The following is a 13,081-nucleotide window of genomic DNA, read 5'->3' as shown; positions in this document are numbered from 1 at the left end:
TCGGGGCGGTTGGCGGCACGCGATTTGCACGGCCTCAGAATGCATGCTAGGTTTATCTCTTGTGCCGCAGGGTGGAGCAGTTCGGTAGCTCGCTGGGCTCATAACCCAGAGGTCGTAGGTTCAAATCCTGCCCCTGCAACAGAAAAGATGAAATCCCGGTCTCCTCGAGACCGGGATTTCGTCGTTTCCGGGGATGGTCGCCCGCGGCCGGCGAGCGGTGGGTCAGCCCATCGTCGCGACGGGGAGGCCGAACGCCGCGGCCACGCCGGCGTTGGTGACCGCACCCGCGTGGATGTTGACGCCAGCGCGGAGCGCTGCGTCTGCCGCCACCGCTTCTCCCGTGCCCTGGTCGGCGATGGCGAGTGCGTACCGGAGGGTGGCGTTGGTCAGCGCGCGCGTCGAGGTCTCCGGGACGGCGCCGGGCATGTTGGCCACGCAGTAGTAGAGGCTGTCGTGGACGCGGAACGTCGGGTCGTCGTGCGTCGTCGGCCGGGAGCCCTCGAAACAACCACCCTGGTCGATCGCGATGTCGACGAGCACCGAGCCGGGCTTCATGTCCGCAACCATGGCGTCGGTGACGAGCTTCGGGGCCTGGGCCCCGGGGATGAGCACCGAGCCGATGACGAGGTCGGCGTCGCGGAGCTGCTCCGCGATCTCGTACGCCGATGACGGCCTGGTCTGGATCTGTCCGCTGAAGCGGTTCTCCAGCTCGCGCAGGCGAGGGATGGAGATGTCGATGATCGTGACGTCCGCCTGCATGCCGAGCGCGTTGGCCGCGGCGTGCTCGCCGGCGACCCCGCCGCCGATGACGACGACCTTCGCCTTGGGGGTTCCGGGCACGCCGCCCAGCAGGATCCCGCGTCCACCGGTGGCGCGCATGAGGTGGTAGGCGCCGACCTGCGTGGACAGTCGTCCTGCGACCTCGCTCATCGGCTGCAGGAGCGGCAGAGAGCGATTGGGGAGCTGCACGGTCTCATAGGCGATCGCGGTGGTCCCAGAGGCGAGCAGGGCGTCGGTGAGGGGACGGTCCGCCGCGAGGTGCAGGTAGGTGAAGAGCGTCTGGTCGGCCCGCAGGAAGCCGTACTCGGCGGCGACGGGCTCCTTCACCTTGAGCAGGAGGTCGCCTGCCGCCCAGACGGAGGCCGCGTCGGCGGCGATGGTCGCCCCGGCGGTGCGATACGCGTCATCGTGATTGCCGGATCCGAGGCCGGCGCCCGCCTGGACGACGACCTCATGGCCGTGTCGGACGAGTTCGTGGACGCCGCCTGGCGTCGCTGCGACCCGGTTCTCGTTGTTCTTGATCTCCGTGGGGATGCCGATTCGCATGGCTGGTTCCTCTCGCAGGCTGGGCCAAGGCTCGGCTCTCCCGCTCGTCGGTGGACGGTGTGGGACTATTCTGAGGTTGCTGCGTTTCAGCCTGATGAACACCGCAGCTTCCACGGAACTTTCCTTGGAAATCGACGATAATTCGGACAAGATCGAGAGCGGGCGCAGGATGACGAACAATCTGCACGGGCGTGCCGACCTCGACGACGTCGATCACGCACTCCTGCGGCTCCTGCAGGGGGACGCACGCATGACGAACGCACGCATGGCGGAGCTCGTCGGCATCGCCCCCTCGACGTGCGTCGCCCGGGTGCGGTCGCTCGTCGATCGAGGCGTGATCACGGGGTTTTCGGCGCGTATCGATCCGGTCGCGGTTGGGCTCGGTCTGGAGGCGCTCATCAGCGTCAACATCAGGGCGGGGGCTCGCGCCCGTATCGCCGAGTTCAGCGCTGGCATCCGGCAGCTCCCGGAGGTCGTGCAGGTGTTCTTCCTCGGCGGCTCCGAGGACTTCGTCATCCATCTCGCGGCGCGGGACAGCGCCCACATCCGCGACTTCGTCGTCGAGCACCTGTCGGCCGATCCGACGGTCGCCTCGACCCGCACGAGTCTGGTGTTCGATCACTCGTTCATCGGCGTCGCGGTGGGGGAGTGAGGGCGATCCGCGGCTGTACCGGCCGGGCGAAGGTCACGAACGCATAACGAAGGACTCGGGCGGAAAACCCTGACCATGTTCGGTTTTGCCATGGAGGCCGTGCGCGATGTCCGCCTTTTGGGGGATCGTCGATTAGCCAGCAGCTGTGAGTTTCGTTAGCGTTGTCGACGGCCCGCAAGGGCTGACCTACGTAACCGCGTCCCGCCCCCTGTCGCCCCGCGACGGCGTGCTGGACGTACGGTCGAACGCCACGCGGTAGCCGTTGTCGCCCCACGTGATCCGAGCCCGCGCGCTGTCCATCAGTGCGCCGATGGGGCGGATCGAGAGCCGTTCGACCCGGCCTGACGATCGACAGGAAGAGCGCACCGCGGTTCCGCGTGCGCTTCCAGGAGAACACATGACCGAAACGATTGCCGTCTCCGCGACGGGACTGTACAAGGTCTTCGGCAGGAAGCCGAAGGAAGCCGTGAAACGCCTGCAGGCCGGTGCCTCGCGTGACGAATTCGCCGCCAGCGGGACCACCGCCGCCGTCATCGACGCCTCGTTCGAGGTGAAGCAGGGCGAGATCTTCGTCGTGATGGGCCTCTCCGGCTCGGGCAAGTCGACGCTGATCCGGATGCTCAACGGCCTGCTCGAGCCGACGGCGGGCACCGTGACCATCGCCGGGAAGCCGATCTCGGGGGTGTCCTCGAAGCAGCTGCGTGCGGTCCGACAGGACAACATCTCGATGGTCTTCCAGCACTTCGCCCTGCTCCCGCACCGCACGGTGCTCGAGAACGCCGCCTACGGACTCGAGGTGAAGGGTGTCCCGGCCGCTGAACGACGCGAGCGGGCCCAGGCCGTCGTCGAGCGCGTCGGGCTCGCAGGCTGGGAGGACAAGCTCCCGGGCCAGCTCTCAGGCGGGATGCAGCAGCGCGTCGGCCTCGCCCGCGCACTCGCCTCGGACACCGACATCCTCCTCATGGACGAGGCGTTCTCCGCGCTCGATCCCCTCATCCGCCGCGAGATGCAGGAGCAGCTCGTCGAGCTGCAGGCCGAGCTCGGCAAGACCATCGTGTTCATCACCCACGACCTCAACGAGGCGATGTTCCTCGGCGACCGGATCGCCGTCATGCGCGACGGCCGGATCGTCCAGGTCGGCACCCCGAACGACATCCTGACCGACCCGGCGAACGACTACGTCGCCCAGTTCGTCCAGGACGTCGACCGCGCCCGCGTCCTGACCGCCGGTGGCGTGATGGAACCCGCGCGCTCCGTCGTCTCCGCGTCCGCCGGACCGCGGGCTGCCCTGCGCATCATGCGCGACCTGCAGACCTCGACCGCCTTCGTGGTCGGTCCTGGCCGGCAGCTCCTCGGCGTCGTCCGCGACAAGGACGTGCTGCGTCTCGTCCGGGCGGGCGACCACGAGCTCGGGAGCGTCATCACCGCCGACCTCGCCACGGTCTCGCCGGAGGCGGCGCTCGTCGACCTCTTCGAGTCCGCAGTCGAGAGTGCCCTGCCCGTCGCCGTCGTGGACGAGCGGACGCGCCTGCTCGGCGTCGTCCCGCGGGTGACCCTACTCGCCGCCGTCGGCAACGTCCCGACCAACACGGACGAGATCAGCCTCGTCGGGCCGCCGGCGACGGTGCCCGTCGAGCTCATCACGGCGACCCTGCGGTCGACCGCGGAGGACCCGCAGCACCCCGACGACGTGACCTCGTCGATCGAGACCAGCGCCGCCGAACCGGCAGCGAGCCTGCCGGAAGGGAGTGTCCGATGAACGGCATCCGTCTCCAGTCGTCCGGGTTCCTGGACGCCATCACCCGCCCCGAGATCGGTGCGTGGGTCGAAGCCTTCGTCGACTTCATCACCGACGTCTTCCAGCCCGTCTTCGACGTCATCCGGGGCGTCTTCCAGGGGCTGTACGACGGCGTCGACCTCGTGCTCAGCGGTCCGCCGTTCTGGGTGATCATCATCGTCGCCGCCCTGCTGGCCCTCGTCGCACGGGGCCCGGTGTTCGCCGTCGGCTCCGCGGTCGGGCTGCTGATCATCGTCGGCGTCGAGCAGTGGGACAACGCGATGGACTCGCTCTCGCTCGTGCTGGTGGCCGGACTCATCGCCATCGTGATCGGGATCCCGCTCGGCATCCTGGCGGCCCGCTCCAAGGTCGCGTCGTCGATCATCCGGCCGTTGCTCGACTTCATGCAGACGACTCCTGCGTTCGTCTACCTCATCCCCGCCCTCATCCTGTTCCGCATCGGCGTCGTCCCGGGCATCGTCGCGACGATCGTCTTCGCGCTGGCACCGGCCGTCCGTCTCACGGAACTCGGGATCCGCAACGTCGACCGAGAGGTCGTCGAGGCCGGCAACGCGTTCGGTGCTTCCTCGTGGCGGATCCTCCGCCAGATCCAGCTGCCGCTCGCGATGCCGAACATCATGGCCGGAGTCAACCAGGTCATCATGCTCTCGCTCTCGATGGTCGTCATCGCCGGCATGGTCGGCGCCGGCGGCCTGGGTGGCGACGTCGTCAAGAGCCTCTCGCGGATCGACATCCAGCTCGGCTCCGAAGCGGGCCTGTCGGTCGTCATCCTGGCGATCTTCCTGGACCGTCTCACCGCCTCGCTCGGCGGCGGTCGCAAGCAGCGCGGGAAGCGCACGAAGGCCGCCCCGTCCTCGCCTGGCGGGATCCGCCCGGCACCGGCCGCGAGCACCACGACGACCGACAGCACCGCCTCAGGCGAGGAGCAGCGCACTCCCGCCGAGTCGCCGACCGCCGTGCGGTGACCCACCGGCACACAGCTTTCCATCCGACGACACCGATCCCCGCGTCACGCGGGACGAAAGGAATCATCGAACATGCAGTACCGCACCAAGATCGCAACCACCATCGCAGCGGGGGCGGCGGCGACGCTCGCCATCTCCGGCTGCTCCGCGGGCGCCTCGGACGAGACGCTCGAGAACGGCGACAAGCAGGCGGTGACCATCGCCGTGTTCAGCGGCTGGGACGAGGGCATCGCGGCCTCCGAGCTGTGGAAGGCCGTGCTCGAGGAGCAGGGCTACGACGTCACCCTCGAGGAGGCGGAGCCCGCCCCGGTGTTCTCCGGCCTCAGCACCGGTGACTACGACCTGACGCTCGACGTCTGGCTGCCGACCACGCACGCGAGCTACATCGAGAAGTTCGGTGACGACGTCGTCGACCTCGGCGCCTGGAACACCGACGCCAAGCTCACGATCGCCGTCAACGAGGACGCCCCTGTCGACTCGCTCGAGGACCTCGCGGCCAACGCGGACCTCTTCGACAGCCGCCTCGTCGGTATCGACCCCGGTGCCGGACTGACCGAGGCCACCCAGGACAAGGTCATCCCCGAGTACGGCCTCGACGACTGGGAGTTCCTGACTTCGGGCACCCCGGCGATGCTCTCGGAGCTGAAGGCCGCGACCGACGCCGGTGAGAACATCGCCGTCACGCTGTGGCGTCCGCACTGGGCCTACGACGCGTTCCCGATCAAGGACCTCGAGGACCCGAAGGGCGCCCTCGGGGACGCCGAAGGCATCCACAGCTTCGGCAAGGCCGACTTCGCGGACGAGTACCCGACGCTCGCCGGGTGGCTGAAGGACTTCGACTTCGACTCGGAGCGACTGTTCTCGCTCGAGAACGCGATGTTCAACGAGGGTGACTCGAAGGACTACGCGCCGGTCGTCAAGCAGTGGATCAGCGACAACCAGGAGTACGTGGACTCGCTCACCAAGTAGCGGATCGATGAGACGACGGGCACCGGAGCGATCCGGTGCCCGTCGTCTCGTGCATCGGAGCGTCAGCTGCGGAGTCGGGCGAGGCCGTCGACGGCCCGCTCCAGCACCTCGACGCGTTTGCAGAACGCGAACCGGACCAGTGACGCGTAGTCCGGGTCGTGCCGGTCGAGGCAGAACGCCGACAGCGGCACCGCCACGACGCCGGCGAGCTCGGGCAGGGCCCGGCAGAACGCCGCAGCATCGTCGAAGCCCAACGGTGCCGCATCGGCCACGATGAAGTAGGTGCCGTCCGGCCGGAAGGTGTCGAAACCCGCGGCTGAGAGGCCCGCGCTCAGGAGGTCCCGCTTGCCGCGCAGGCCGTCGGCGATGGCCGTGAAGGAGGCGTCGGGAAGTCGGAGTCCGGTCGCCATCGCCGGCTGGAACGGTGCGCCGTTGACGTAACTGAGGTACTGCTTGACCGTCGAGACGGCCGTGACGAGTTCGCGGGGCCCGCTCAACCAGCCGATCTTCCACCCGGTCGTGCTGAAGGTCTTGCCGCCGGATGAGATCGTGAGCGTGCGTTCGGCGGCCCCCGGCAAGGTCGCGACGGGGACGTGTCGGACGTCGAAGGTCAGGTGCTCGTAGACCTCGTCGGTCACGATGATCGCATCATGGCGCTCCGCTAACTCGGCGACCAGGTCGAGCGTCGCCCGGTCGAGGACGGTGCCGGTCGGGTTGTGCGGCGTATTGACCAGGATGACCCTGGTCCGATCGGTGACGACGGCGCGGAGCTCGTCCGGGTCCGGCTGGAAGTCGGGTGCGCGCAGCTTGACCGTCCGGTGCCGACCACCGGCGAGGGCGATGAGTCCGCCGTACGCGTCGTAGAACGGTTCGAAGGTCACGACTTCGTCGCCGTGCTCGACGAGGGCGAGCAGGGTCGCGGCGAGCGCCTCGGTCGCTCCGGCGGTGACGAGCACCTCTCCCTGCGGGTCGGGCTGGAGACCGTAGAACCGTCGCTGGTGCTCGCTGATCGCGGTGCGGAGGTCGAGGGTGCCCGGGCCGGGTGGGTACTGGTTCTCGCCGCGCTCGATGGCCGCGACCGCCTCGGCCAGGACGGCCTCGGGTCCGTCCTCGTCGGGGAACCCCTGGCCGAGGTTGACGGCTCCGGTCTGCAGCGCGAGCGCGCTCATCTCCGCGAAGATCGTCGACGAGACGTGTCCGTCCTCGTCGACGAGGCCGGCGCCTTCGGCGGTGCGCCGCCAGGGTCCGTCAACCACCATGTCGATCTCCCTCCATGGCCGCGGGCGCGGGCCGCTCCCAATCTAGGACACCGTGCGCAGGTCCTTGCGGCGAAGCCCTAGCCGGCGCACAGCGGGCGCGAATGAAACACTCAGCTCAGCACGGGAAGCTGACTGCGCTTGGAAGGAGCAGAATCGCCATGACCGACACCGCAGACGGACAGCAGCCCGCCGAACACCCCCAGTCCACCCCGAACGGTGAGACCGCGCCGCAGTCCGCACCCGCTGAGCAGGCGGGCGGCACCGTGCCTCCCGCGAGCGAGGCACGGCCGTCGACCTCAGGAGCGTACTTCCCGCCCCCGACCGCGATGCCACCGGCCGCACCGCCCGCCGGTCAGCCGACGCAGCAGCCGTACGGCGCGGCCCAGCAGGGTTCGCCGTACCAGCAGGCGCCGCAGCAGCCGTCCGCAGCCTTCTCCCGTCAGCAGCAGCCGAACCCGTACGCCGCCTACCAGCAGCCCACCGGTCAGCAGCCCACGGCCCAGCCGCAGCCTGGTCAGCAGCACGGTCCCTACGGTGCGTCCCCGTACGCCCAGCAGCCGACCGGGCAGCACCCCGGCGTCCCGACGCCACCGGCAGCGCGGACGAAGAAGACCAACCGCCCGCTCGCGGGCATGGTCGCGATGCTCGCCGTCGGGGCCCTCATCGGAGGAGCGTCCGGCGCCGGGGCGACGCTCTGGGTCACGAACGCGACGAAGTCGAGTGTCTCGAGCAACGAGGCGGGCTCGAAGGCGTTCACCATCAACGACGACGCCGACGTCAGCCTGACCACGGCCATCGCCGCGACGGCCGGGCCGAGCGTCGTGACCCTCTCGGTCCAGGGCGGGCAGAGCGCCGGTACCGGTTCGGGGATCATCCTCAGCAAGGACGGTTACGTCCTGACGAACACGCACGTGGTCACCCTGGACGGCCAGGTCGCCGACCCGACCATCCGGGTCACCGATGCGAACGGCAAGCTGTACAACGCCAAGATCGTCGGCACGGACCCGATCTACGACCTCGCGGTCATCAAGCTCGAGGACGCCTCGGGTCTCAGCCCGATGGAGTTCGCGAACTCCGACAAGCTCAACGTCGGCGAGACGGCCGTCGCGATCGGTGCGCCGCTCGGACTGGCGGGGACCGTCACCGACGGCATCGTCAGCGCCCTCAACCGGAGCATCACCGTCGCCTCCTCCGCCGTTCCGGACTCCGGATCGAGCGACGACGGCGGGTCCGGTGACTCGAACGGCGACAACCAGAGCCCGTGGAACTTCGACGTGCCGGGGCAGACCACCCCGACCGCGCCGACCTCCTCGATCTCCATCGCGGTCATCCAGACCGACGCGGCGATCAACCCCGGCAACTCGGGTGGCGCGCTCGTCGACGGCACCGGCAAGCTCATCGGGGTCAACGTCGCGATCGCGAGCGCCGGAAGCACCGACTCGTCGTCGCAGAGCGGCAGCATCGGTGTCGGCTTCGCCATCCCGGCGAACATCGCCAAGCGCGTCTCTGACGAGATCATCAAGACGGGCAAGGCGACCCACGGCCTGCTCGGCGCGACCGTGAAGGACGCCTCGAGCGACGCCAAGAGCACGGTCGCCGGCGCGCTCATCGACAAGGTCACCGACAACGGCGCCGCGCAGGCCGCGGGTCTGAAGTCCGGGGACATCGTCACCGAGTTCAACGGCGTCCCGGTCACGGGTGCGAACGACCTGACCGCTCAGGTGCGGGCGCTCGCGGCGGGGGCGACGGCGAAGCTCACCTTCACCCGCGGCAACGACTCGCAGACCGCCGAGGTCACGCTCGGCGAGCTCGCGCTCTGACACCCGGGGCGTCACGCCCCGGAGGACGCCCGCACGGCCACCGTGCGGGCGTCCTCCGCGTCCGGGCCACCCCGACGACCGGCTGCTAGGCTCGATCGAACGAAACACGGAGTGAACCCCCATGTCGAACGACACAGGCCAGGCCGACGCACCGTCGTCGCCCGGAGTCTCCTACGTGATGCCGGTGTTGAACGACGTCCGACACGTCCGGGCAGCCGTCGACAGCCTCCTGGCGCAGGACTATGCCGGCGACGTGGAGATCACGATCGCCGTCGGGCCGAGCATCGACGGCACGACCGAGCTCGTGCGGGAGCTCCAGGCGGCCGACCCGCGCATCCACGTGCTGGAGAACCGTGTCGGGTCGACCCCGGCCGGACTCAACCTGGCGATCGCCGCATCGACGCATCCGATCGTCATCCGGGTCGACGCCCACTCGGAACTGCCCGACGACTACGCGCGACTCGCGGTCGAGACCATGCTCCGCACGGGGGCGCAGAACGTCGGCGGCATCATGGACGCCCAGGGGCGCACGAGCTTCGAGACGGCGGTGGCGCGGGCGTACGGCTCGCGCGTCGGGCTCGGTGGCACGCCCCACCACGTCGGCGGTCGAGAAGGGCCGGCAGACACGGTCTACCTCGGGGTCTTCGACCGCGAGATGCTCATGCGGGTGGGCATGTTCGACGAGCGCATCAAACGCGGACAGGACTGGGAGCTCAACCGCCGGATCAAGCAGGCCGGCGGCCTCGTCTGGTTCACGCCCGCGTTGCGCGTCGTCTACCGCCCGCGTGCGAGCATGCGGGCCCTGGCGCGACAGTTCTTCTCCACCGGGCTCTGGCGCGGCGAACTCAGCCGGAGCTTCCCCACCCGCGGCACGCTCCGCTACTTCGCGCCGCCGGTCCTGGTGCTCGGCATCGTGCTCGGCACACTGCTCGGGCTCGGAGGCCTGGTCCAGCTGGGTGCGGGAGCGACGCCGTGGCTGCTCATCGGGTTAGCGGCCCCCATCGCCTACGCGACCATCGTGCTGCTCGCGAGCATCGTCGTCACCGGGCGGGACGGGGTACGCACGAGCCTCTGGATGCTCGCCGTCCTGCCGTGCATCCACTTCTGCTGGGGCACGGGGTTCGTGCTCGGCTACGGCTCGCTCGCGAAGGGCATCTCCGCGCTGCGCAATCCACCGAAGGCGGTCTAGATGTCGGATCCCAGCACGGCCGGAACCGGTCCGAGGCTCACGCCCCCGCGGACGATCGCCGAACTCCGTGCCGTGGCGCAACCGCCGGAGGTCCGCGCGCGGAAGAACGCCGAGCACTGGACCGCCGACCTCTACCTGCGAGACCTGTCGCCGTACGTCACGTGGCTGCTGCTCCGGACGAGCATCAGCGCGAACGGCGTGACGGGTCTGATGATCCTGACCGGCTGGGCCACGGCCGCCGCGCTCCTCATCCCCGGATTCGGAGGTGCGGCCCTCGCGCTCGTGCTCGGCCAGACGCAGATGCTCGTCGACTGCTGCGACGGTGAGGTCGCGCGCTGGCGGCGGACGTCGAGTCCGGCCGGTGCGTTCCTGGACTCCGTCGGCCACTACTCCACCGAGTCGCTCATCGCGATCGCGCTCGGTGTCCGTGCCGCGGCCTGGCCGGTGGACGCGCCCGAGGATCTCGTCTGGATCACCCTCGGATTCGCACTCGCGCTGTTCGTCGTGCTCAACAAGGCGCTGAACGACATGGTGCGGGTCGCCCGCGCCGGGTTCGGGGCGCCGAAACTCACGTACTCGACGGAGGAGTCGGCGCCGCGCGGGGGACTGCTCGCGACGGCGCGGACGGTGGCGCGGTTCCTCCCGTTCCACCGGCTCTTCCACTCGGTCGAACTCACCATGGTGATCTTCGCCGCTTCCGTGGTCGGCCTGTTCGTCGGCGACGTCGAGGCGATGCGCTGGGTGCTCGCGATCCTCGTACCGCTCGCGCTCCTGACGCTCGTCGGGCATTTCATCGCGATCGTCTCGTCGAAACGGCTCCACGCGTGATGTCCGGCCCGATCCCGGTCACGCGCTCCGTCGGCGTCGTGGTCTTGACGCAGGGGACCCGCCCGGTCGAACTCACCGCAGCAGTGGAGAGCGTGCTCGCCCAGCAAGCGGTGGAGCTCGACGTGGTCGTGGTCGGCAACGGCTGGCAGCCGACCGGGCTTCCGGACGGCGCTCGAGGCCTGGCCCTGTCGGAGAACCTCGGGATCCCCGCCGGACGCAACCGTGGTGCCGACGCCGTGCAGGGGGAGTTCGTCTTCTTCCTCGACGACGACGCGACCATCCCGTCCACCACGTTCCTCCGCGACGCCATCGCGATGCTCGACGCGGACCGCTCCATCGGCCTCATCCAGCCCCGGCTCGCAGACGCGAACGGTGCAGCGACGCCGTCCCGCTGGGTGCCGCGCACCCGCGACAAGGACCCCAGGCATTCGAGCGCCGTGTTCTCCTGCCTCGAAGCGGCCGTCCTGCTGCCGCGGTCGGTGTTCGACGCCGTCGGTGGATGGGCAGACCCGTTCTTCTACGCGCATGAGGGCATCGAGCTCGCCTGGCGGGTCTGGGACCAGGGGAGGCGAGCCTGGTACGAGGCGTCCCTCGAAGCGAACCACCCGGTGACCGAACCGACGAGGCATACCGCCTACTACCGGCTCAACGCGCGGAACCGGGTCTGGCTCGCACGGCGGAACCTTCCCCTGCCGCTCATCCCGTTGTACGTGGGCTCCTGGACCGCGATCCAGGTGATCCGGTGGCGGCGGAAGCCGGAGGCCCTCCGCCCCTGGTTCGGTGGCTGGCGTGAGGGCTGGCGGACGGACCCCGGCGAACGTCGCCCACTGCGCTGGCGGACGGTCTGGCGGATGACGCGCGCTGGACGACCTCCCGTCATCTGAGCGGCGGGCACCCGTCGTGATCCCACCGTGACCTGGCGTCGTTACGCTTGACGGATGCTGGAGCTGACATGGGCCTGATCAGAGACGGTCGTCGTGCCATCACGCTCGCCAAGGACCTGCTCGCCAACCGTCGGGCCAGAGCCGTCCTCGCGGCGCAGATGCAGGCGGCTCCCGTGATCGAGCCGGGGCGCTACAAGGTGGCCGTGTACTTCGCAGACGGTGCCGTCAACATGTACCAGATCCGACAGTGGTACCGGCCGCTCGCCGAACTGTCCAAGCAGTGGCCCGTCCTCATCCTCAGTCGCGGTGCGACCGCTGCGGCGAAGCTGTTCGAGGAGTCGCCGATCCCGACGGCCTACGTCCGGACGGTCGTCGCGCTCGAGCGCACGCTGGCCGAACAGGACATCCGCGTCGTGCTGTACGTCAACCAGAACGCCAAGAACTTCCAGATGTTCCGGTACGGATCCCGCTGGCACGTCTTCGTCAACCATGGCGAGAGCGACAAGATGTACATGACGACGAACCAGTTCAAGGCCTACGATTACAGCCTCATCGCCGGCCAGGCGGCGAGGAACCGGCTGGAGCGGGTGCTCTGGGACTACGACTTCGACAAGCGCGCGATCATGATCGGCCGCCCGCAGGCCGACCACTATTCGGGCGAGCTGCCCTACACGCCCGATGAGCGGACCGTCGTCCTGTACGCGCCCACCTGGGAGGGCGACCGCGCGGCTGCGGCGTACGGCTCGATCGCGAGCCACGGCGTGGCCCTCGTCCGAGCACTCATCGCGACCGGGCGGCACCGCGTCGTGTACCGCCCGCACCCGAGGAGCGGTGTCGTCGATCCGGCCTACGCGAGTGCGAACCGCGAGATCATGGCCGCGCTCCAGGAGGCGAACCGTGCGGACGCCTCGGCCCAGCACGTCGTCGACACGGGCGCTGACCTCGGTTGGCAGCTGGCGGCGGCGGACGCCGCCATCGTCGACATCTCCGCGATGGTCTACGACCGCCTCGCGAGCGGGAAGCCGCTCATGATCACCCGCCCGGTGAACCCGGAGGCGGAGATCGACACCGGAGGGTACCTCTCGGCGTGCGAGTGGCTCGATGCATCGGACGCAGCGGACATCGTCGACGGCGTCGACCGGCTCCTCGGTGATCCCGAGACGGTCGCTCGACTGCAGCACTGGGTCGAGTACTACTTCGGCGACACGACGCCCGGGGTGACGACGGCGAGGTTCCACAGCGCCATCGAACATCTGATGTCGGAATGGGAACGGTTCGCCCTCGCGCACGCCGATGGCCGGCCGGAGCTCGATGAGCATGAGGACGATGAGGACGAAGACGAGGATGACGACGACGGAGGACGCGCCTGAGGCGCCCTGAGCCGTTGAGTC

At 69.3% G+C, this 13,081-nt stretch carries 11 protein-coding genes and 1 tRNA gene; 10 read left to right on the top strand and 2 right to left on the bottom strand.

Annotated elements, in window-relative coordinates; all coding sequences use genetic code 11:
- Positions 1-65: 65 nt before the first annotated feature.
- Positions 66-139: transfer RNA gene (locus ITJ62_RS10320), tRNA-Met, on the top strand.
- An 83-nt stretch (positions 140-222) separates the two neighbouring features.
- Here ITJ62_RS10320 and ald read toward each other — a convergent pair.
- A complete protein-coding gene (ald, locus tag ITJ62_RS10315; protein WP_194601689.1) occupies positions 223-1,326 on the bottom strand; it encodes an alanine dehydrogenase in 1,104 nt (367 codons plus the stop codon).
- A gap of 169 nt (positions 1,327-1,495) precedes the next feature.
- On the opposite strand from ald, the gene ITJ62_RS10310 reads away from it, so the two are divergent.
- The 4 genes from ITJ62_RS10310 (at position 1,496) to ITJ62_RS10295 (ending at position 5,710) form a co-directional block, all read left to right on the top strand.
- Positions 1,496-1,978, top strand: coding sequence for an Lrp/AsnC family transcriptional regulator (locus tag ITJ62_RS10310; RefSeq protein WP_194601686.1), 483 nt, complete (start codon positions 1,496-1,498; stop codon positions 1,976-1,978).
- A 397-nt stretch (positions 1,979-2,375) separates the two neighbouring features.
- The gene (locus tag ITJ62_RS10305; protein ID WP_194601683.1) at positions 2,376-3,737 is read left to right on the top strand and encodes a glycine betaine/L-proline ABC transporter ATP-binding protein; all 1,362 of its coding nucleotides are present in this window, start codon (positions 2,376-2,378) and stop codon (positions 3,735-3,737) included.
- Positions 3,734-4,741 carry a proline/glycine betaine ABC transporter permease gene (locus ITJ62_RS10300; protein ID WP_194601680.1) on the top strand — a complete coding sequence of 336 codons (1,008 nt, stop codon included), beginning with the start codon at positions 3,734-3,736 and terminating at the stop codon, positions 4,739-4,741. Before ITJ62_RS10305 ends, ITJ62_RS10300 begins: the two co-directional genes overlap by 4 nt.
- Positions 4,742-4,813: 72 nt before the next feature.
- Positions 4,814-5,710 (top strand): glycine betaine ABC transporter substrate-binding protein, encoded by an 897-nt coding sequence (locus tag ITJ62_RS10295; protein WP_079705563.1) that lies wholly within the window; start codon positions 4,814-4,816, stop codon positions 5,708-5,710.
- A gap of 62 nt (positions 5,711-5,772) precedes the next feature.
- Here ITJ62_RS10295 and ITJ62_RS10290 read toward each other — a convergent pair whose 3' ends face one another.
- Complete coding sequence (locus ITJ62_RS10290) at positions 5,773-6,969, bottom strand: aminotransferase class I/II-fold pyridoxal phosphate-dependent enzyme (protein ID WP_194601679.1); 1,197 nt, start codon at positions 6,967-6,969, stop codon at positions 5,773-5,775.
- A gap of 158 nt (positions 6,970-7,127) precedes the next feature.
- On the opposite strand from ITJ62_RS10290, the gene ITJ62_RS10285 reads away from it, so the two are divergent.
- The 5 genes from ITJ62_RS10285 to ITJ62_RS10265 all read left to right on the top strand — a co-directional run bounded on the left by ITJ62_RS10285 (position 7,128) and on the right by ITJ62_RS10265 (position 13,060).
- Positions 7,128-8,789 (top strand): S1C family serine protease, encoded by a 1,662-nt coding sequence (locus ITJ62_RS10285; protein WP_194601676.1) that lies wholly within the window; start codon positions 7,128-7,130, stop codon positions 8,787-8,789.
- 121 nt (positions 8,790-8,910) lie between these two features.
- Positions 8,911-9,978 (top strand): glycosyltransferase family 2 protein, encoded by a 1,068-nt coding sequence (locus ITJ62_RS10280; protein ID WP_194601674.1) that lies wholly within the window; start codon positions 8,911-8,913, stop codon positions 9,976-9,978.
- Positions 9,979-10,806, top strand: a complete 828-nt coding sequence (locus tag ITJ62_RS10275; RefSeq protein WP_194601671.1) for a CDP-alcohol phosphatidyltransferase family protein — start codon at positions 9,979-9,981, stop codon at positions 10,804-10,806.
- The gene (locus ITJ62_RS10270; protein ID WP_194601668.1) at positions 10,806-11,690 is read left to right on the top strand and encodes a glycosyltransferase family 2 protein; all 885 of its coding nucleotides are present in this window, start codon (positions 10,806-10,808) and stop codon (positions 11,688-11,690) included. Before ITJ62_RS10275 ends, ITJ62_RS10270 begins: the two co-directional genes overlap by 1 nt.
- Positions 11,691-11,758: 68 nt before the next feature.
- Positions 11,759-13,060, top strand: a complete 1,302-nt coding sequence (locus tag ITJ62_RS10265) for a CDP-glycerol glycerophosphotransferase family protein (protein WP_194601664.1) — start codon at positions 11,759-11,761, stop codon at positions 13,058-13,060.
- The last annotated feature ends 21 nt before the right edge of the window (positions 13,061-13,081 follow it).

Origin of the sequence: Plantibacter sp. VKM Ac-2876 (assembly GCF_015350715.1) — a bacterium.
Classification (GTDB): Bacteria; Actinomycetota; Actinomycetes; order Actinomycetales; family Microbacteriaceae; genus Plantibacter; species Plantibacter auratus.
Note: the sequence above shows the minus strand (reverse complement) of the source record. Positions and strands in the feature narration are given on the sequence as shown.